This is a genomic window from Modestobacter sp. VKM Ac-2986 (assembly GCF_026967795.1).
Classification (GTDB): domain Bacteria; phylum Actinomycetota; class Actinomycetes; order Mycobacteriales; family Geodermatophilaceae; genus Modestobacter.
The window spans coordinates 710956-727385 of the sequence record NZ_JAPVBH010000002.1; the positions used below are offsets into that span (position 1 = coordinate 710956).

18 protein-coding genes are annotated in these 16430 nt (G+C 74.8%); 12 read left to right on the top strand and 6 right to left on the bottom strand.

Annotation, left to right across the window (positions count from 1 at the left end):
* Positions 1-35 precede the first annotated feature (35 nt).
* The 3 genes from O2W14_RS07670 to O2W14_RS07680 all read left to right on the top strand — a co-directional run bounded on the left by O2W14_RS07670 (position 36) and on the right by O2W14_RS07680 (position 3760).
* Positions 36-923 (top strand): oxidoreductase, encoded by an 888-nt coding sequence (locus O2W14_RS07670; RefSeq protein WP_269175474.1) that lies wholly within the window; start codon positions 36-38, stop codon positions 921-923.
* 228 nt (positions 924-1151) lie between these two features.
* On the top strand, positions 1152-2129 hold the full coding sequence (locus tag O2W14_RS07675) for a glycosyltransferase family 2 protein (RefSeq protein WP_269175475.1): 978 nt from the start codon (positions 1152-1154) through the stop codon (positions 2127-2129).
* A complete protein-coding gene (locus tag O2W14_RS07680) occupies positions 2126-3760 on the top strand; it encodes a hypothetical protein (RefSeq protein WP_269175476.1) in 1635 nt (544 codons plus the stop codon). The genes O2W14_RS07675 and O2W14_RS07680 overlap by 4 nt, the downstream gene beginning before the upstream one ends.
* Before the next feature lie 55 nt (positions 3761-3815).
* Here the strand turns inward: O2W14_RS07680 and O2W14_RS07685 are convergent, their stop codons facing one another.
* The gene (locus O2W14_RS07685) at positions 3816-5435 is read right to left on the bottom strand and encodes an ABC-F family ATP-binding cassette domain-containing protein (protein WP_269175477.1); all 1620 of its coding nucleotides are present in this window, start codon (positions 5433-5435) and stop codon (positions 3816-3818) included.
* A gap of 330 nt (positions 5436-5765) precedes the next feature.
* On the opposite strand from O2W14_RS07685, the gene O2W14_RS07690 reads away from it, so the two are divergent.
* Both O2W14_RS07690 and O2W14_RS07695 read left to right on the top strand, forming a co-directional pair.
* On the top strand, positions 5766-6266 hold the full coding sequence (locus tag O2W14_RS07690; protein ID WP_269175478.1) for a hypothetical protein: 501 nt from the start codon (positions 5766-5768) through the stop codon (positions 6264-6266).
* Between the two features lie 107 nt (positions 6267-6373).
* Positions 6374-6763, top strand: a complete 390-nt coding sequence (locus tag O2W14_RS07695; protein WP_269175479.1) for a hypothetical protein — start codon at positions 6374-6376, stop codon at positions 6761-6763.
* Between the two features lie 79 nt (positions 6764-6842).
* Here the strand turns inward: O2W14_RS07695 and O2W14_RS07700 are convergent, their stop codons facing one another.
* Together O2W14_RS07700 and O2W14_RS07705 are read right to left on the bottom strand one after the other, a co-directional pair.
* Positions 6843-7274 (bottom strand): DUF1801 domain-containing protein, encoded by a 432-nt coding sequence (locus tag O2W14_RS07700; RefSeq protein WP_269175480.1) that lies wholly within the window; start codon positions 7272-7274, stop codon positions 6843-6845.
* A gap of 138 nt (positions 7275-7412) precedes the next feature.
* On the bottom strand, positions 7413-8354 hold the full coding sequence (locus tag O2W14_RS07705) for an isopenicillin N synthase family dioxygenase (RefSeq protein ID WP_269175481.1): 942 nt from the start codon (positions 8352-8354) through the stop codon (positions 7413-7415).
* A 125-nt stretch (positions 8355-8479) separates the two neighbouring features.
* Here O2W14_RS07705 and O2W14_RS07710 point away from each other — a divergent pair, with 125 nt between their 5' ends.
* The 3 genes from O2W14_RS07710 (at position 8480) to O2W14_RS07720 (ending at position 12166) form a co-directional block, all read left to right on the top strand.
* The gene (locus tag O2W14_RS07710; RefSeq protein WP_269175482.1) at positions 8480-9526 is read left to right on the top strand and encodes a winged helix DNA-binding domain-containing protein; all 1047 of its coding nucleotides are present in this window, start codon (positions 8480-8482) and stop codon (positions 9524-9526) included.
* Between the two features lie 36 nt (positions 9527-9562).
* Positions 9563-10534 carry an aldo/keto reductase gene (locus tag O2W14_RS07715; RefSeq protein ID WP_269175483.1) on the top strand — a complete coding sequence of 324 codons (972 nt, stop codon included), beginning with the start codon at positions 9563-9565 and terminating at the stop codon, positions 10532-10534.
* A gap of 69 nt (positions 10535-10603) precedes the next feature.
* Positions 10604-12166 carry an FUSC family protein gene (locus tag O2W14_RS07720; protein ID WP_269175484.1) on the top strand — a complete coding sequence of 521 codons (1563 nt, stop codon included), beginning with the start codon at positions 10604-10606 and terminating at the stop codon, positions 12164-12166.
* Here the strand turns inward: O2W14_RS07720 and arr are convergent.
* From arr to O2W14_RS07735, 3 genes are all read right to left on the bottom strand, one after another.
* On the bottom strand, positions 12139-12570 hold the full coding sequence (gene arr, locus O2W14_RS07725) for an NAD(+)--rifampin ADP-ribosyltransferase (RefSeq protein ID WP_331253583.1): 432 nt from the start codon (positions 12568-12570) through the stop codon (positions 12139-12141). The genes O2W14_RS07720 and arr overlap by 28 nt on opposite strands.
* A gap of 61 nt (positions 12571-12631) precedes the next feature.
* Positions 12632-13564: an SDR family NAD(P)-dependent oxidoreductase gene (locus O2W14_RS07730; RefSeq protein ID WP_331253579.1), complete on the bottom strand. Its 933-nt coding sequence runs from the start codon at positions 13562-13564 to the stop codon at positions 12632-12634.
* Positions 13465-13911 (bottom strand): nitroreductase family deazaflavin-dependent oxidoreductase, encoded by a 447-nt coding sequence (locus O2W14_RS07735; RefSeq protein ID WP_269175487.1) that lies wholly within the window; start codon positions 13909-13911, stop codon positions 13465-13467. The genes O2W14_RS07730 and O2W14_RS07735 overlap by 100 nt, the downstream gene beginning before the upstream one ends.
* Positions 13912-13997: 86 nt before the next feature.
* Between O2W14_RS07735 and O2W14_RS07740 the strand changes: the two genes are divergently transcribed.
* The 4 genes from O2W14_RS07740 (at position 13998) to ypfJ (ending at position 16428) form a co-directional block, all read left to right on the top strand.
* Complete coding sequence (locus O2W14_RS07740; RefSeq protein ID WP_269175488.1) at positions 13998-14417, top strand: TetR/AcrR family transcriptional regulator; 420 nt, start codon at positions 13998-14000, stop codon at positions 14415-14417.
* Positions 14414-14770 carry a hypothetical protein gene (locus O2W14_RS07745; RefSeq protein ID WP_269175489.1) on the top strand — a complete coding sequence of 119 codons (357 nt, stop codon included), beginning with the start codon at positions 14414-14416 and terminating at the stop codon, positions 14768-14770. Before O2W14_RS07740 ends, O2W14_RS07745 begins: the two co-directional genes overlap by 4 nt.
* Positions 14771-14854: 84 nt before the next feature.
* Positions 14855-15505 (top strand): SIMPL domain-containing protein, encoded by a 651-nt coding sequence (locus O2W14_RS07750; protein WP_269175490.1) that lies wholly within the window; start codon positions 14855-14857, stop codon positions 15503-15505.
* Positions 15502-16428 carry a KPN_02809 family neutral zinc metallopeptidase gene (gene ypfJ / locus O2W14_RS07755; protein ID WP_269175491.1) on the top strand — a complete coding sequence of 309 codons (927 nt, stop codon included), beginning with the start codon at positions 15502-15504 and terminating at the stop codon, positions 16426-16428. The genes O2W14_RS07750 and ypfJ overlap by 4 nt, the downstream gene beginning before the upstream one ends.
* The last annotated feature ends 2 nt before the right edge of the window (positions 16429-16430 follow it).

A 16430-nucleotide genomic window follows, 5' to 3' on the forward strand; every position in this document is an offset into this window, starting at 1 on the left:
TGTGCAGCGGCGACGCCCGGGGGTAGGGCGGGGGCATGACCACAGCCGAGAAGTCAGGCCAGTTCCGCCTCGGTGACCGCACGGTGTACCGCATGGGCTACGGCGCGATGCAGCTGTCCGGCCCGCACGTGATGGGCCCGCCGGCCGACCGGGACGGCGCCGTCGCCCTGCTGCGGCGCGCGGTGGAGCTGGGCGTCGACCACATCGACACCAGCGACTACTACGGCCCGCACGTGACCAACGAGATCATCCGCGAGGCCCTGCACCCCTACCCCGACGAGCCCACGATCGTCACCAAGGTGGGCGCCCGCCGCACCGAGAAGGGCGGCTGGCCCGAGGCGCTGGGCGCCGACGAGCTGCGCCAGGCCGTGCACGACAACCTCGACCACCTCGGCGTCGACGCGCTCGACGTGGTCAACCTGCGCATGCCCGGGTTCGCCGAGCCCGTGCAGCGCTCGCTGGCCGAGCCGATGGAGACACTCGCCGCCCTGCAGCAGGAGGGGCTGGTCAGGCACATCGGCGTCAGCAACGTGACGCTCCAGATGTACGCGGAGGCGAAGTCGATCGCTCCGGTGGTGTGCGTGCAGAACCACTACAACCTGGTCAACCGCAGCGACGACGCCATGGTCGACGCGCTGGCCCGCGAGGGCATCGCCTACGTGCCGTTCTGGCCGCTGGGCGGGTTCTCCCCGCTGCAGTCGGCGGCCCTGGAGTCCGTGGCGCGCACCCTGGAGACCACGCCGATGCAGGTGGCGCTGGCCTGGCTGCTGGCCCGCTCCCCGAACATCCTGCTGATCCCCGGCACGCGGTCGGTGCAGCACCTGGAGCAGAACCTGGAGGCCGGGATGCGCTCGCTGGGTCCGGTGGAGATGGCGGAGCTGGACCGCATCGGCGGCGACGGCACCCTCGACCCCGACCTCTGACGAGAGCTCCCGGCCGGGTCGGTGCGGAGCGGCGCCCGCAGCTGCTCCACACCGACCCGGCGGGGCCGGGTTCACCCGTTCCGGTGACATGCCGGACCGCGTACCGAGAGCCCTGTTCAGCGCCCTGGCCCGCTGTTAGCTTTCGCCGGGTCCTCCTCCGACGCCGTGGGTGGGCGCCGCGCCGCCCACACCCCCGAGGCGCCTCGGAACGAGAGAGAAGGCAGGAACATGCCCGGCGAGAACACCCCGGTGCTGCGGGCCGACGTGGTCATCTGCACCTACACGGACGCCCGCTGGGACCTGCTCGAGCGCGCGGTCGCCTCCGTCCAGACCCAGTCGGTGGCGCCGGGGAGGATCCTGCTCTGCGTCGACCACAACGACGAGCTCCTCGAGCGCTGCCTGGCCACCTGGGGCCCGGGCACCGACCAGCCGGGGCCGCCGATCGAGGTCTTCCCGAACCGGTTCGCCGGACGGCTCGGCTCGGCCCGCAACACCGCGGTCGAGCGGGTCACCGCCGAGGTCGTCGCCTTCCTCGACGACGACGCCGAGGCGGACCCGACCTGGCTGGAGACCCTCCTGTCGGTCTACGCCGAGGACGGCGCCGTGGCGGTCGGCGGCGCTCCGCTGCCCAACCACCAGATCGCGCGGCCGGGCTGGTTCCCGTACGAGTTCGACTGGGTGTTCGGCTGCCACTACGTCGGGCTGCCCGAGGTGCGCCAGCCGGTGCGGCACCTGATCGGGGCGAGCATGTCGGTGCGCACCGACGCCCTGTGGGCGGTCGGCGGCTTCCACTCCGACAAGCACGACGACATGGACCTCTCACACCGGGTCGCCGCAGCGCACGGCGCGGCTGCCGTCGTCTACGAGCCCAAGGCCCGGATCTACCACGTCGTCCATCCGGAGCGGCTGACCTGGGACTACTTCTGGCGGCGCTGCTACACGATCAACCGTGGCAAGGTCCGCGCCTTCGCCGACATGGGGGCGGCGGGCAACATCCGTGCGGAGCTGGAGTTCGCCCGCGCCATGGCGGGCAGCGTGACCAGGAAGCTCCTGCGGGCGCTGCGCGGTGACCGTGACGCCGGCGCCCAGGCTGCGGCCATCGTGGGTGGACTGGCCGCCGCCGGCGTCGGACACCTGCGCGGCCGGCTCGACCTCCGGGCGGGCCGGCTCCCCGCCTCGCTCACCGTCGGCCTCCCCCCGCGGTGACACCCACCGGTCAGCACCTGGTGATCGGCTCGGGGGCGTCGGCCGCGATGGTGGCCTGGACGCTCGCCCGTCGCGGGGAGCAGGTGACGGTGCTCGACCTGGGCAGCCGACTGGACGCCTCCCGCACCGCAGCGCTGGAGCGGATGAGCTCCCGGGACGAGTCGTCCTGGGACCCGTCGGACCTGCAGCTGGTCACCGACCGGGCCGCCGGCGGCGGCCGCGCGGTACCGCAGAAGCGCGTCTACGGGTCGGACCACCCGTTCCGCGACCTCGGGCAGGTCGCCGGCATCAGTGGCGGCCGACCGGACACGAACACCGACGTCGTCTCCTCGGCCTACGGCGGGTTCACCAACCTCTGGGGCGCGCAGGTCATGCCGTTCTCCCCGGGCACCTTCCGGGACTGGCCGATCTCCTGGGCCGAGATGGAACCGCACTACCGGGCAGCCCTCGAGCAGGTCCCGCTGGCTGCTGAGGCCGACGACCTGGCCGAGGCGTTCCCCCTGCTCGCCGCCCGGTCCGGACTGCCCCCACTGGCACCCCGGACCGAGGCGGTGCTCCAGCGGTACGCCGTCCACCGTGCGGCGCTGCGCGCCCGCGGCGTGACCGTCGGGCGCGCGCGGTTGGGCTTCCGAGCCAACGACTGCACCCGGTGTGGACTGTGCATGACCGGGTGCCCGCACGGGCTGATCTACAGCGCCTCCCAGACCATGGACCAGGTGCGCCGACTGCCGAACGTCCGCTACGTCGGCGGCGTGCTGGTCGAGGAGATCGGGCAGGACCACCGGGGGGCGGTGGCCCGGTTCCGTGAGCTGGCCAGCGGGGCACGATCAGAGCTCCACGCCGACCGGTTGTTCGTCGCCGCCGGGGCCGTCGGCACCACCCGGCTCGTGCTGGGCTCGCTGCCGGGACCGCCGACCAGCGTGCGCATGGCGGAGTCCCGCCAGTTCGTCGTGCCCTTCCTCTCTCGTCGCGGCGTGGCCGATCCCCGCCGTCCGGACGCACGGGACTTCACGCTCAACCAGTTCAACGTGCTGCTGTCCTTCGACGAGCAGGACGTCGACACCGCGCACGTGCACTGCTATCCCTACAACCCGGCGTTCCTCGACGCCCTGCCTTCCCCACTGCGCCACCCGGCGCTGTCCCGGCTGTCGACCGAGGCACTCCGCCGGCTCACGGTCGGCTTCGGCTACCTGCCCTCGTGGGCTTCACCGTCGATCCGGGTGACCGCCCGCCGCGGTACCGGCGGACTGCCCGCGCTGGACCTCGTGCCCGAGGAGGACGGCAAGCGACCGGCCCTGCTCGGTCCCACGCTGCGCCGACTGGCACGGGCGGCGCCGGCGCTGGACCTGTGGCCGCTGCTGACCCACGTCTCGGTGAGCGGCGCCGGCAAGAGCTACCACTTCGGCTCGACCTTCCCCCACCGGGCGCCGGGCACCCCGGGTGGGACGGACCGGTGGGGCCGGCTGCCGGAGTGGGACCGGGTCCACCTGGTGGACGGATCGGTGCTCCCGACCCTCGCCTCGACGACGTTCACCCTCACCGTGATGGCCAACGCCACCCGGATCGCCACCGAGGTCGTCGACGGCCGGGCGCCGAGCGTGGTGTCGACGTCCGCGGAGTCGACCCGCTGACCCGAGGACCCCTCCCGACCGCCGGCGCGCCCAGAGCGGTGGCGGGAGGAGGTCCTCAGCGGGCGCGCTGGACCCGGCCCTCGTCGAAGACCGGCTCGAGCGTCTCGCGCACCCGGCCGTCGGAGCCGAAGACGAGGAACCGGTCGAACGTGCGGGCGAACCAGCGGTCGTGGGTCACCGTGATCACCGTGCCGTCGAAGGCACCGATCGCGGCCTCCAGCGACTCCGCGCTCAGCACGTCGAGGTTGTCGGTGGGCTCGTCCAGCAACAGGAGCGTCGCCCCGGACAGCTCCAGCAGCAGCACCTGGAACCGCGCCTGCTGCCCGCCGGACAGCGACCGGAACAGCTGGTCGCCCGAGGGCGCGAGGCCGTAGCGGCGCAGCGTGGCCATCGCCCTGCCCCGGTCGACGCCGGGCCGGTCGCCCTCGCCGCGCCACAGCAGGTCGACCAGGGTCTCGTCCAGCCACTCCGGGTGGGCGTGGGTCTGGGCGAAGAACCCGGGGACGACGCGGGACCCCAGCCGCCAGCCGCCGGTGTGGGCGACGTCCTGGCCGGCCAGCAGCCGCAGGAAGTGCGACTTGCCCGCACCGTTGGAGCCCAGCACCGCGACCCGGTCGCCGTACTCGATCTCCACGTCGAAGGGCTTCATCAGGCCGGTGAGCTCCAGCTGCTCGGCCATCACCACCCGGACGCCGGTGCGACCGCCGCGCAGCCGCATCTGCACCTGCTGCTCCGGCGGCCGCTCCGGGGGCGGGCCGGCGGCCTCGTACTTGGCCAGCCGGGTCTGCATGGCGTGGTAGCGCGCGGCCATGTCGGGTGAGTTCTTGGCCAGCTGCTGCATCGTGCGGGTCAGGTCGATGAGCCGCTCGTGCTCCTCGTCCCAGCGTCGGCGCAGGTCGGCCATCCGCTCGTGCCGGGCCGCGCGCGCCGCGGGGTAGGCCGCCCAGTTGCCGGCGTGCACCCACGCCGTCCCGCCCTCGACGGTGACGACCCGGTCGGCGACCCGGTCCAGCAGCTCCCGGTCGTGGGTGACGAACAGGACGGTCTTGCGGGTCTCCAGCAGCCGCTCCTCCAGCCACCGCTTGCCCGGGACGTCGAGGTAGTTGTCCGGCTCGTCGAGCAGCAGCACCTGGTCGGGCCCGCGCAGCAGGCACTCCAGCGCCAGCCGCTTCTGCTCTCCGCCGGAGAGGCTGTTGAGCCCGCGGTACTTGCAGTTCTCGTACGGGACGCCGAGGGCCGCGACCGTGACGGTGTCCCAGGTGACCTCGACGTCGTAGCCGCCGACGTCGCCCCAGGTGGCCAGCGCGTTGGCGTAGGTCATCTGGGTGGGCTCGTCGTCGGCCTCCATCATGGCCAGCTCGGCGGCCTCGACGGCGTCCCAGGCGGCGCGGACGGCGGGCGGCGCGAGGTCGACGAGGAAGCGCTGCACCGTGGTGTCGTCGCGGACCGAGCCGATGAACTGGCGCATGATGCCCAGCCCGCCGACGAGGGCGACCGAGCCGGCGTCGGGCACCAGGTCGCCGCTGATGATCCGCAGCATCGTGGTCTTGCCCGCGCCGTTCTCCCCGACCAGCGCGGCGATCGCGCCTTCACCGACCCGGAAGGCCACGTCGTCGAGCAGCACCCGCCCGTCGGGGAGGGTGAACCGGACACCGGTGACGTCGAGGTACCCCATGCCCCCATCCTCCCGGACGGGGCGGACAGCGCCGACCACCTGCCGAGTGGGCAGTTGCCGCCGTCCCGGGCGGCGCGTCCTGCCGTGTCGGCGACCGCACGTGCCCACTCGGCGGGCGCGGTGCGCAGGCGGGTCACAGCACCGAGCCCAGGAGCACCGCGCCAGCGGCCAGCAGCACCGCGGCCACGATGGTCCCGGCCACCAGTCGCTGACGACGTCGTCAGTCCGCGTCAGACCTGATCAACAGCCGGAGGTCCCGATAGCGTCGTCGTCGTGGAGCTCCCCCGGCGCAGGCGGTCGCGGTCGGAGCCGGTGCGGGCCCCTCAGCCAGTGACCGAGTTCGTCGGCGGCTGGATTGCCGGCCCCGAGGAGTTCCCCTACGAGTTCGACGACGGGACCGGCGAGCACGTCCCCGTCCACCTGATGGAGTTCACCAGCGTCGAGTACCGCGTGCACCCACCGAGGTTGACCCTCCGGTTCGCCTACGGCATCCCCAGGACGCCGACCGAGGGACTCGGTGCTCCGTTCGCCGTGTTCGAGTTCCACGACGTGCAGATCTGGCAGTGGGAGGACGACCATGACCTCTTCGACGTGCCGGAGGACGTCCGCGGTCAGGTGGAGTCGTTCGACTGGTACGAGCCGACGAACACCTACGACCTGCACGCCATCAACACCCGGCTGCTCTTCTCGGCCCGACGGCTGGTCGTACGCGTGGAGCCGGCAGTCCACTGGGTCGCCCGGGACACCACGGTCAGCAGCGTCGCGCCGGCCGTCAGCGAGGTCGACGGTCCTGACGACCAGCCGCTGCGAGACCCGGGACGCGGCCGGTGACCGACCGGCGGACGCCGGGCTGGAAAGGGTGGCCAGCCTGGACCAGGCGCGGACGTCGAGCCCGCCGTCGGCCGCAGCCGGCCCAGCTGCCGCCGGAGTTCGTGGGCGTGGCACCCATCTCGGCCGGCTTCCCCTACCAGTTCTCGACCGCTGACGGCGTCCCTGTGCGGCTGCACGACATGCAGTTCATCGGTCTCCATCGCCGGGTCCGGCCACCGACGCTGACCCTGCGCTTCCGCTACGACGACCCGGACTGGACGCCGCCGGAGGCAGTGGCCACGCCGGTCGCCGTCTTCGCGTTCCTCGGCGTGCAGATCTGGCAGTGGGAGGACGACCACGACCTGTTCGAGGTGCCGGACGACGTCCGCGGCCAGGTCGGCACCTTCGACTGGCACGCCCCGACCAGCACGTTCAGCCTGGAGACCATCAACACGACGCTGTTCTTCTCCGCTGACCGGCTCACCGTCCACCTGGAGCCGCTGCCGCCGGCCGAGTGAGCAGTTGCCGCCGTCCCGGGCGGCGCGTCCTGCCGTGTCGGCGACCGCAAGTGCCCACTCGGCGGGGGGGGGACGGCGGTCAGCCGCAGTAGCTGTTGCGCCCGTCGGCGGTGCTGGCGACGGCGTCCCGCACGAGCTGGTCCAGCGCGACGGTGTCGACCCGGTCGAGCGAGGTGAACCGGATGCAGCTCCTGCCGCACGAGACCCGGCCCAGCTGCGCCGCCCGGGACTCCGCGAGGTACTGCCCGTCGACGACGGCGCACACGTAAAGGGACAGGTGCCGCTTCTGCGCCGCCAGCGCGATCAGCGGCCACGTCGTGGTCTCCTCCGCCGACCGGGGCCGGTAGGGCATCAGCCCGTACCCGAGCATCCGCCCCGACCCGACCGCGACCAGCTGGCGGTCGATGCCCGGCGCCGCCGCCTGGACCAGCGCGTCGACCCGGCGGAGCTCACCGGCGCGGTCACCGGCAGCGGCGAACCAGGCGTCGACGTCCGCCTGGTCGGGGTCCACCTCAGAGCACCGAGCCCAGGAGCACGGCGCCGGCGGCCAGCAGCATCGCGGCCACGATGATCCCGGCGACCAGCCGCTGACGACGTCGTCCGTCCGGCCCCAGGTTGCCCATCCCCATCACGGGGGCAACGGTAGTGCTCAGCCGACGGGGAGCGACCCGGCGCGCTCGCGCCGGTACTGCCCGGCGGTGACCGGGTCGTGGCGGGTGGGGCCGGCCGCCGCGGTGGGCAACCGCTCGACGACCGCCCTCGGGTCGGGCTCGGCGCAGAAGGCCAGCGACAGCAGCTCCTCGGCCGGCGCCTCCACCGGCGGGGGCAGCACGCGGTGCGGCGCGGAGCGCCAGCGGTCACCGGTCCAGCGCGCGAGCAGGTCACCGGCGGTGACGGTCAGCGCGCCGGGCACGCACGGGACGTCGACCCACGCGCCCTCCAGGGTCTGCACCTGCAGGCAGCCCAGACCCGGTTCGCGGTCGGTCAGGGTCAACGTGCCGGGGTCGGTGTGCGCGGCGACCCGCATCTGCCCCGGCGCCACCGACCCGACGGTCCGCCGCGCCGGGTACCAGGTCAGGTCGGCGTGCCAGGCGCCGGCGGCGAAGCGGGAGGTGAAGAAGTCGGCGTCCAGGTCCAGCGCGAGGGCCAGCACGCGCAGCAGCTCCTCGGCCACGGCGGTGCCGCACCGCGTGAACGCGGTCGCCGAGGCGCGCAGGCAGGGCGTGCCGGCCGGCCAGACGTTCGGCTCGAACCACTCCGCCTCCAGCGTCCCGAGCACCCCGGCCGGCGCCTCCTCCGACCCGAAGCCGAAGGACTCCACCAGGTCGGCCGTGGCCCCGCCGCCCGGTGGCACCCAGCCGCGCCCGCCGGGGAGGGTCGCCAGCTCGGCCTTGGCCGCCGGCGGCTCGGCGAAGAACAGCCGCGCCTCCTCGCGCAGGCAGTGCGTGAGCGGGGGGCTCAGCGGGTGCCCGGTGACCAGCAGGACCCCCACCTCGCACAGCGCCCGGTCGACGTCGGTGGCCACCTGCCGGCGGCCCTCCGGGTCGCCCGAGTACCAGGGCGTGAGGTCGACCAATGGGACGGCGGTCATCGGGCTCCTCTGCGGGACGGCTGCCCATGACGCTAGGCACCCGGCGTTGCCGCTGGATGACACCGCTGTGACACCTCGCACTATCGACGCCCCGCACCGTCGGACCCGGCTGCCAGGGTGTGCGCGTGGACGAGCTCTCGATGCTGCGGATGGCGGCCCAGTGGCTGGTCGGTCCGCCGGCGGCCTCCCCGGTCGAGGCCGTGCGCCGGCTGACCGCCGTCCAGGCCCAGGACCTGCCCGGTGCGCTGCTGTCGGTCGCGCTGCGCAGCGGGGGCACCCGGGCGGAGGTCACCGCGGCGCTGGACGCCGGCACCGTCGTCCGGTCCTGGCCGATGCGCGGCACCCTGCACCTGACGGCCGCCGAGGACCTGCGGTGGCTGCTGGACCTGTGCACCGAACGCGTGCTGCGGGGCGTGGCCACGCGGCGCGCCGCCCTGGAGCTCACCGAGGTCGACCTCGAGCGCGCCCGGGAGGCAGCGGTCGGCGCGCTCACCGGCGGGCGCGCAGCGAGCCGGGCCGAGCTGCTGGCCGCGCTGACCGCCGGCGGTGTCCCGACGACCGGGCAGCGCGGGTACCACCTGCTGTGGTGGCTGTCCCAGACCGGCACGCTGGTCCTGGGCCCCACCCGGGACGGCGACCAGCTGTTCGTGCTGCTGGACGAGTGGGTGCCCGTCCCCCGCCGGCTCGACCGCGAGGAGGCGCTGGGCGAGCTGGCGCTGCGGTACTTCCGCGGGCACGGCCCGGCCACCGTCGCCGACCTGGTCCGCTGGGCCGGCACCACCGTCGGCGACGGGCGGGCCGGCCTGGCGTTCGCCCGGCCGCAGCTGGAGACGCTCACCGTCGACGGCACCGAGCACCTGATGGACCCCGGGACGCCGGCACGTCTGGCCGCCGCCCGCGCCGAGGCCGGGGGCGTGCACCTGCTGCCCGGCTTCGACGAGCTCGTGCTGGGCTACGCCGACCGGAGCTGCACCGTGCCCGCCGAGCACGCCGACCGCATCGTGCCCGGTGCCAACGGCGTCTTCCGGCCCACCGTCGTCGTCGGCGGTCGGGCGGTGGCCACCTGGCGCACCGGGCGCGGGAAGGCGCGGCCGCTGGAGGTCGAGCCGTTCGGGGAGCTCGCCCCCGGCGTCCTGGCGGCGGTCGAGCAGCGGTACGCCGCACTGACCTGAGGTTGCGGCGCACAACGCCCGGGGAAGGGAGCGGTCATGGAGTACACACGCCTCGGCACCACCGGTCTGCAGGTCTCCCGGATCTGCCTCGGGATGATGAGCTTCGGCGACGCGTCCCGCGGCGGGCACCCGTGGGTCCTCCCCGAGGACGACAGCCGGGTCCTCATCGAGAAGGCGCTGTCGGCCGGCATCACCTTCTTCGACACCGCGAACGTCTACTCGGCCGGCTCCAGCGAGGAGATCACCGGCCGCGCGATCCGCGACTTCGCCCACCGCGAGGACGTCGTCCTGGCCACCAAGGTGCACGGCCGGATGCGGCCGGGCCCCAACGGCGCCGGCCTGTCCCGCAAGGCGATCACCGCCGAGCTCGAGGCCAGCCTCACCCGGCTCGGCACCGACTACGTCGACCTCTACCAGGTCCACCGCTGGGACCCGGCCACCCCGATCGAGGAGACGCTGGAGGCGCTCGACGCCGCCGTCCGCTCGGGGAAGGTGCGCTACCTGGGCGCCTCCAGCATGTGGGCGTGGCAGTTCAGCAAGGCGCTGCACCTGGCCGGCGAGCACGGGTGGCACCGCTTCGTCTCGATGCAGGACCACTACAACCTGCTCAACCGCGAGGAGGAGCGGGAGATGCTGCCGCTGTGCGCCGACGAGGGCATCGGCGTCATCCCGTGGAGCCCGCTGGCCCGCGGCCGGCTGACCCGCGACTGGGACGAGGCCACCAACCGCTCGGAGACCGACGAGTTCGGCAGCAAGCTGTACAACGACGGCGACCGGGTGATCGTGGAGCGGGTCGCCCAGGTGGCCGAGGCGCGCGGCGTCCCGCGGGCGCAGGTCGCACTGGCCTGGGTGCTGAGCAAGCCGGTGGTGTCGGCCCCGATCGTCGGCGTCACCAAGGACCGGCACCTCGACGACGCGGTCGCCGCCGTCGACCTGGAGCTCACGCCCGAGGAGATCGCGACGCTGGAGGAACCCTACACCCCGCACGCGGTGGTCGGCTTCCAGTGAGCCGGCTCGCACGCGGTGCGTGACCTGCGTCCACGACGGCGGGGGCGGGTGCCGGTCAGGATGGACGTCGTGGCCGGCACCTCCTCCCCGCTCCGCCGGGTCGCCCCGCACCTGCTCGGCCCGCCCCTCCCCCCGGTGTCCGCGCTGTGGGCGGCCAACGGACGGCGGGCGCTGTCGGCGGCCTGCTGCGTCGGGGTGCCGCTCGCGCTCGGTCTGGCACTCGGCCACCCCGGCCCCGGGTCGGCCGCCGCGCTGGGCGGGTTCACCGCCGTCTACGGCCACGCGCTCCCCTACCGACGCCGCGCCGGGGTCGCCGCGGGCGTGGCGCTGGCCGTGGTCGCCTCGATCGCCCTCGGCGGGCTGACCGGCGGGCACCCGGTGCTGCTGGCCGCGACCCTGGGCCTCATCGCCGCGGCGGCCACCGCGGGCACCGCCGTCTGGCGGGTCGGGCCGCCCGGGGCGCTCCCGCCGGTGCTGGTCGCCGGCAGCGCCAGCGCGCTGGGCTCCGGCGCCGAGGTGGTGGGCCAGCACGTGGCCGCCGCAGCCGCGGCCGCCGTGCTCAGCTGGGTGGTGGTGATGCTGCCGTGGCTGTGGGACCCGGCCGGCCCCGAGCGCCGGGCACTGCAAGCCGCCGACGCCGCGGTCACCCGGGCGGAGGCCGACGGTGCCCCCGGCCAGCACGGCACCGTCGCCCGGGCGGTGCGGGTCGCGGTCACCGCCGCCGCCGGGGGCAGCCGCCGCCGTCCCTCGCTGCTGCCGGCCGCCGCCGACGTCGAGGCGCGCTTCTCCCGCGCCCTGCCCCTGGTCGGCCCGGCCACCCCCCACACCGGGGCCCCTGCGCCGACGGTCCGGCCGCGGGCGCCGCTGTGGACCGAGACCGCCGCCCGGATCGGCATCGGCGTGGGCCTCGCCGGCCTGGTCGCAGCCGCGGCCGGCCTGCCCAGCCCCTACTGGGCGGCGACGTCGGCGGTCGCGGTCCTGCTGGGCACCGACGCCCGGCACACCCGCGCCCGCGCCTTCCACCGGGTGACCGGCACCCTCGCCGGCACGGCCGTCGCGGCGCTCGTCTTCGCCGTGCAGCCGCCGACCGCGGTCACCGTCGTGCTCGTCGCCGTCCTGCTGATCTGCGTCGAGCTGCTCATCGCCTCGCAGTACGTCCTCGCCGTCACCTGCCTCACCCCGGTGTCGCTGCTGCTGGTGCACCTGGGCGCGCCCGGCACCCCGGAGTCGACGCTGATCGCGGCACGGATCGAGGAGACGGTGCTGGGCATGGCGGTCGCGCTGGCCGTCGGGCTGCTGCTGTTCCCCCGGGCCGGCAGCCGGCGCCTCCCCCACGCGGTCACCGCCACCGCCGACTGCGTGGTCGCCGCGGTCCGGGTCCCGGCCGGCACACCCGCCGACCGGGCGCTGCACGACGAGCTCGTCGCACTCACCGACGTGGCCATCGCCGCCCGGGCCGAACTCTTCTCCGCCCGCGGCGCGGACGCCTGGCTGGAGCGCTCCCGCGAGGTCGCCGACCTCGGCTGGGCGCTGCTCGGCGCCCGGGCACGGGAGGACGACGTCCTCGCCGAGGCGGTCGCCGTCCGGGTCCGCCGCGACCTGGGTCAGTCCTCGATGACGTCGCGTCCCTGATCGCGCAGCTCGGCCAGCCGGTCGAGCATGTGACGCAGCACCTCCGGCGGGTGCCCCTGCCAGTCGGGCCGCTCGGCGACGACGCGCAGCGGGGCGCGGGTGCGGTAGGACTGCGTCGGGTTGCCGGGGAACCGCTTGTCGGTGACGTTCGGGTCGTCCTCGAAGGGGCCGAGTGGCTCCACGACGTAGACGTGACCCCGGTCGGTGCCGCCGGCCAGCGCGGTCGCGAGCTCCGCGCCCCAGGCGGCGGTCTCCTCCAGCGCGGTGAAGTAGACGTGGTTCATCACCCGGCCGGCCTGGAAGTTCGAGCTGTGGCCGGGCACGAGCTCGTCGCCGACCGCGAGCACCGCCTTCGTGCCGTGCAGGAACGGCCCCGGCACGTGGTCACAGTGCTCGTAGGTCACCCGCTCGCGCGTGCCGCCCTCGTCCACCCCGGCTCCCCTCGCCCCGCGGCCACCGTAGGGGTCAGGCGGGCAGGCCGACCAGCCTCGCCGACAGCTCCCACAGCTCCGCGGCCCGGACGTCGTCCCGCGCGGACGGCGCGGTGAGGGTGCGGCTGCGGTGCGCGTGATGGGCACCGTCGCGCCAGCCCCCGTCGGCCGTGGCCAGCCAGACCAGGGTGTCGGCACCCTGGGCGGGGGTGCGCAGGAAGGCCACCAGCGGGCTGCGGAAGAGCACCCCGGTGGCCCCACCCGCGGCCCGGCCGAACCCGGTCGCCACCCCGCCGGGGTCGAAGCAGGTGGCGGTGACCTCCGGCGCCCACCGCCGGGCCAGCTCGCGGGTGAACAGGACGTTGCACCACTTGGCGCGCGCGTAGGCCCGGGTCGCGACGTAGGGCGGACGCGACTCGACGGCCTCGGCCAGGTGCCCGCGCCGGGACGCCCCGCCCCAGTGCGCGAAGGACGACGTGGTCACCACCCGGCCCCGGCTCGCCCGCAGCTGCGGCTCCAGCAGCCGGGTCAGCAGGTAGGGCGCCAGGTGGTCGACCTGGAAGGTGCGCTCGTTGCCGTCGACGGTGACCTCGCGGTGCGCGAACGAGGCGCCGGCGTTGTTGACCAGCACGTCGACCCGCGGCAGGTCGGCCAGCTGCGCGGCGAGCCGGCGGACGTCGTCCAGGCGGGCGAGGTCGACGGTCAGCGCGCGGGCGCCGTCCAGCTCGGCGGCCACGGCGGCCGTCTTCTCCGCCGACCGGCCGACCACGACGACCTGCGCGCCGCTGCGGTGCAGCCGGCGGGCGGCCGCCGCGCCGATGCCGTCGCTGGCCCCGGTGACGACGACGACCGGCCCGCCGCCGGCGCTCAGTTCTTCGGCTCGACGAGGACGACGGGGATCTCGCGGACCGTCTTCGCCTGGTAGTCGGCGTAGTCGGGGTAGGCCGCCACGGCCCGCTCCCACCACACCGCCTTCTCCTCGCCGGTGACCTCGCGGGCCACGCCGTCGACCACCGTGTCGCCGTCCTGCACGGTGACCTGGTCGGGGTGGGCCCTGAGGTTGAAGTACCAGGTGGGGTGGGTCGGGGCGCCGCCCTGCGAGGCGACCATCGCGTAGACGCCGTCGTGCTCCACGCGCATCAGCGGGTTCTTGCGGACCTTGCCGCTCTTGGCGCCGCGGGTCGTGTAGACCACGACCGGCTCGGTGCGGCCCGGCAGGGTGTTGCCCTCGCGCCCGCCGGTGCGCTCGTAGAGCTCCACCTGGTCACGGACCCACTTCTCCGGGCTGGGGACGTACTCACCGTCGAGAGGCATGACCCGACCCTAGGACGGCCGCCCGCCCGACACCTTCCCGACCGGTCGTTCTTGAACGATCGGTCATCAACGGCTACGGTCGCGTCATGGGCAGGCCGCGCAGCTTCGACGAGGCCGTCGCCGTGACCCGCGCCGCCGCGGTCTTCGCCGAGCTCGGGTACGAGGGCGCCAGCGTCGACGACCTCGTGCAGCGGCTGGGCGTGCACCGCGGCTCGCTGTACTCGACCTTCGGCAGCAAGCGCGCCCTCTACCTGCGGGTGCTCCGCGACCACGTCGACGGCCTGGCCGCGCCGGACGGGAACGGCGCCGACCTGACCCTGCTGCTGCGCGCGGCCGTCGAGCGCGCCCCGGTCGACCCCGAGGCGGCCGCGCTGGTGGCCCGGGGGCTGGACGCCCTGGCGGAGCACGTGCACCCCGCACCCGGCGAGGGCCCGGCCGCCGCCCTGGCCCGCCTGCTGGGCGAGCACCTCGTCCGCCGCGCCACCCACCACCAGGAGGACACGTGACCGCTGTCGAGATCGTCGGGGACACCCTCGTCGTCACCATGACCGGCCTGGACCGGTTCTGGTCGCTGCGCCGGCGGATCACCGTGCCGCTGGCACACGTACGGGGTGCGACCGCCGACCCCGGGGTGGTCCGGGAGCCCGCCGGCACCCGCTCCCCGGGGACGTACGTGCCGCGGGTGGTCACCGCCGGCAGCTACCGCCGGGACGGTGAGTGGACCTTCTGGAACCTGCGGGCGTCGCAGCAGCCCGTCGTCGTCGAGCTGGCCGGCGAACGGTTCCGCCGGCTGGTGCTCGGGGTCGACGACGCCCGTGCGGTGGCCGAGCGGGTGGAGCGCGCCCTGACCCGCAGCTGACCACGCCGGGGTGCGGCCGGACCGGGGCGACGGCAGAGTGCTCCAGGACCCGCCGGACACGACGACGCAGCCCGAGGAGGACCCGTGCAGCCCGCGCCCCCCGCACCCCGGGTCGTCGTCCGCGGCGAGGCGGTCGCCGAGGTGCTCCCCGACGCCGCGGACCTCACCGTCACCGTCGAGGTCCGCGACCGTCGCCGGGACGCCGCGCTGACCCGGCTGGCCGAGCGGCAGCGGTCGCTCACCGACCTGCTCGAGGCCGCCCGCGGCGACCTGGCCGGGGTGGTCACCGACGCGGTCGCCGCCTACCCCGAGTCGGGGGACGGCAGCCGGGTCAGCGGCCACGTCGCGGTGACCACGACCCGGGTGCGGATGGCCGACGTGGCGGCGGCCGGCGAGCTGGCGGTGGCCGTCGCGACGCTGCCGGACACCTCGCTGCACGGGCCGCACTGGCGCGTCAGCCGAGGGCACCCGGTGCACCAGCAGGTGCGCGGCGAGGCGGTCGCCGACGCGGTCGCCCGGGCCCGGGCCTACGCTGCTGCGCTGGGCTGCCGGCTCACCGGGCTGGTCGAGGTGCGCGACGTGGACACCCACGGCGGCGGCTCGATGCGGGCGTTCGCCGCGGTACCACCCGGCAGCTCCGGCCTGGACCTGCAGCCGGCACCCCAGGAGGTGCACGGGCAGGTCGAGGCCACGTTCACCATGTCCGTCCCCGACCAGGAGGTCTTCACGCGATGAGGTTCCGCGAGAGCGGCCGGCTGGACACCTCCGGTGTCCAGGACCGGCGGGGCGGCGGTCTGGGCGGTGGGCGCGGGCTGGCGGTCGGCGGTGGCGGACTGGGCGTCGTCGGGTTGATCGTGGTCGTGCTGTTCCAGGTGCTCGGCGGCAACGGCGGTGGCGGCGGGATCCCGACCGGCGGCTTCAGCGGCTTCGACGCCGGACAGGGCGCGGGACGGGCGTTCGACAACAGCGAGCTGGCCGCGTCCTGCGACGAGGTGGCCGACGCGAACACCTCCGCGGAGTGCGCCGTCGTGGCCAGCATCGACTCCATCCAGGACTACTGGGGCGCCACCCTGGGCGCGGACTACCAGCCGGCCGACACCGTGTTCTTCTCCGACCAGGTGCAGAGCGCGTGCGGCCCCGCCAGCAGCGGCACCGGGCCGTTCTACTGCCCCGGTGACTCGCTGGTCTACATCGACCTGTCCTTCTTCGACGACCTGCAGACCCGGTTCGGGGCCGAGGGCGGGGCCTTCGTCAACGCCTACGTGCTGGCCCACGAGTACGGCCACCACGTGCAGAACCTGCTGGGCATCAACCGGCAGGTGCAGCCCGGGGACGCCGGCCCGACCAGCGGCAGCGTCCGCCTGGAGCTGCAGGCCGACTGCTTCGCCGGCACCTGGGCCGACCACGCCGAGACGGTGCCCGACGAGACCGGCCAGCCGCTCATCGTCGACATCACCGACGACGACATCAACCGCGCACTGGACACCGCCGGGCGGATCGGCGACGACTTCATCCAGGAGAACCTGGGCGGGGGCCGCGTCGACGAGGAGTCGTTCACCCACGGCTCCTCGGAGCAGCGGCAGCGGTGGTTCTCCACCGGCTACTCCACCGGCGACCCCAGCCAGTGCGACACCTTCGCCACCGACGACCTGGGCTGAGC